The 1,985-nt window shown below is 70.1% G+C and carries 2 protein-coding genes; both read right to left on the reverse strand.

What is annotated here, in order from left to right:
* Nucleotides 1-28: 28 nt before the first annotated feature.
* A complete protein-coding gene (locus tag I71_RS17495; protein WP_042696122.1) occupies nucleotides 29-427 on the reverse strand; it encodes a response regulator transcription factor in 399 nt (132 codons plus the stop codon).
* A gap of 265 nt (nucleotides 428-692) precedes the next feature.
* Nucleotides 693-1,742 (reverse strand): SPOR domain-containing protein, encoded by a 1,050-nt coding sequence (locus tag I71_RS17500; RefSeq protein ID WP_083897225.1) that lies wholly within the window; start codon nucleotides 1,740-1,742, stop codon nucleotides 693-695.
* Between the last annotated feature and the right edge of the window lie 243 nt (nucleotides 1,743-1,985).

Here is a 1,985-nt window from a genome sequence, read left to right on the forward strand (position 1 = left end):
ATTGCGGTCCATCCCAGTGCGGGAGCGGTCATGGCGCCGGCTCCAGGCTGCCGGCCGCGGGCAGGCCGAGATGGCGGCGGACGGTGGTCAGCAGGTCACGGGTGGAAAAGGGCTTGGTGATGTAGTCGGTGGCGCCCAGCGCCAGCCCTTTCTGCCGTTCGACGTCGCGGCTGCGCGCCGTCAGCATGATGATCGGCAGGGACTTCCACGCGGGGTTGGTCCGCAGGGTCTGGCAGACGTCGAAGCCGTCGCGCTTCGGCATCATGGCGTCGAGCAGGATCAGGTCGGGCGTGAAGGTTTCCACCGAGCGCAGCGCTTCGTCCCCGTCGCGGGCGATGCGCACGTCAAACCCGGCGCGCTGCATGAGAACCTGGAGCGACAGGACGATGCTTGGCTCGTCGTCGACAACCAGGATGGTCGGCTTCATGGCGGGCGTCCTCCGGTGCGCCGGTCTTTTGCCGGCTTGCCAATTTGTGTCCGGGGCGATGCATTCGTGCCCTGGAATGTCCATGGTACGAGCAAAGAGAAGCGGGGATCAAGCGGCACTCCCGGCTCCCCCGACCAAAGAACGGGGGGTGGAGCCAAAGAAAAAGCCCGGCCGCGACCAAATGTCGCTGCCGGGCTTTCGTTCGGATGACACGGTGCCACAGGGACAGGAACCGGCCGGCTGCCGCCGTCGCTCCGGTCCAGGGTCAGCGCGTGGTCACGACGACCGGGTTGAGTCCCATCTTCGATTTCAATTGCTCCGCCTCCCGCTTGGCCGCGGCCGGGTCGGGGTAGCCGCCGACGCGCACCGCGCGCCAGGACCGGTTGGAACTGTCGGTCCAATCGACGGTATAGGCGTGGAACCCATTGCCCTGCAGCCGCTGCACCAGCGAATCGGCGTTCGCCGTCACCGAGAAACTGCCGACCTGCACGGTGTAGCGGCCGGCCGGCGCCGGGGCGGAGGCGGCGGGCGGGGGGGCCGCCTTGGCGTTCGGCTTCGGCTCGCCATTGCCGGCGGATGCGGCCGGTGGAGCCGCAGGGGCCGTTGGCGTGCTTGCCGGCGGGCGCTTGGCCGCCTCCTTCGGCGGGGCCAGCATCGCCTGCAGCGAGCCGGTCTCCGCTGGTGCTTCCGGCTTGATGGGTTCGGCCTTCGGCGAGTCCGGCTTCTGTGCCGCCGGGGCGGCGGGGGCGCTCGGGGCACTTTCAACCGGGGCGGCGGCACGCGGCTTCGGCGTCGCGGCGGGGGCCGTGGCCGGGACCGACGGCGGTTCCGGCACCTTCAGGACCGGGGGCGGAGTCGCAGGAAGGGCAGCCACCGGCGGCGCCGGTGCGGCGGAGGGGACGGATGGCGCGGCCTGGACCGGGGAGGTCTGGGCAGGCGGCTGGGTTGCGGTTGCCGGAGCCGTGGTTGCCGGAGTCGGCAGGCTTCCTGTCGCGGGGGCCGGATTGGAGGGCGCGCGGGTGATGGCCGGGGCCGGCACCATCGGCGACGAGCTGTTTGCAGCGGTCGTCACCGGCGCCGGATCGCCTGACCCGAAATACACCACCGCGACGGCGATGCCGCCGGCGGCCAGCAGGGCCAGCGCGATCTTGCCCAACGGCAGGCGGCTGCGGCCGGCCTGCTCCTCCTCCTCCTCATACTCCACGTCGTCGTCCTGCGGATCGGCCCGCAGATCCTCGTTCAAGGCGCGAAGCAGCTTGGCGATGTCCTCGTTCTCCGGCGGCGGAGTCTCGGAAGATGTGCCGTTTGCCTTCATCTCGTCCTTGGAAGTCGGTGTGGTCAGGGTGGGAGCCCGCCGGGGTTGTGGCTTCAGCGTCACGGTCGACCTGCGCTTTGCCGTCTTGCCGGGGCGGCTGGATGCGGAAAAGGGGCCTTCCGGTTGCCGGGAGCCGCTTGATACGGACCGGCTGCGGAAAGCCCCTTCTCTTTATCGTATTTTGCCGCCCCATCAAACCGCCATGCGGTCCCCCCCGGCAGAGGGGCGGCGCTAAGAAGACAG

The sequence above is a fragment of the Azospirillum sp. B506 genome (assembly GCF_000333595.1).
In the GTDB taxonomy this organism is placed as follows: Bacteria; Pseudomonadota; Alphaproteobacteria; order Azospirillales; family Azospirillaceae; genus Azospirillum.

Coding starts and splice junctions, on each gene's coding strand:
- I71_RS17495 (WP_042696122.1), bottom strand. CDS start 427: ATGAAGCCGACCATCCTGGTTGTCGACGACGAGCCAAGCATCGTCCTG.
- I71_RS17500 (WP_083897225.1), bottom strand. CDS start 1,742: ATGAAGGCAAACGGCACATCTTCCGAGACTCCGCCGCCGGAGAACGAG.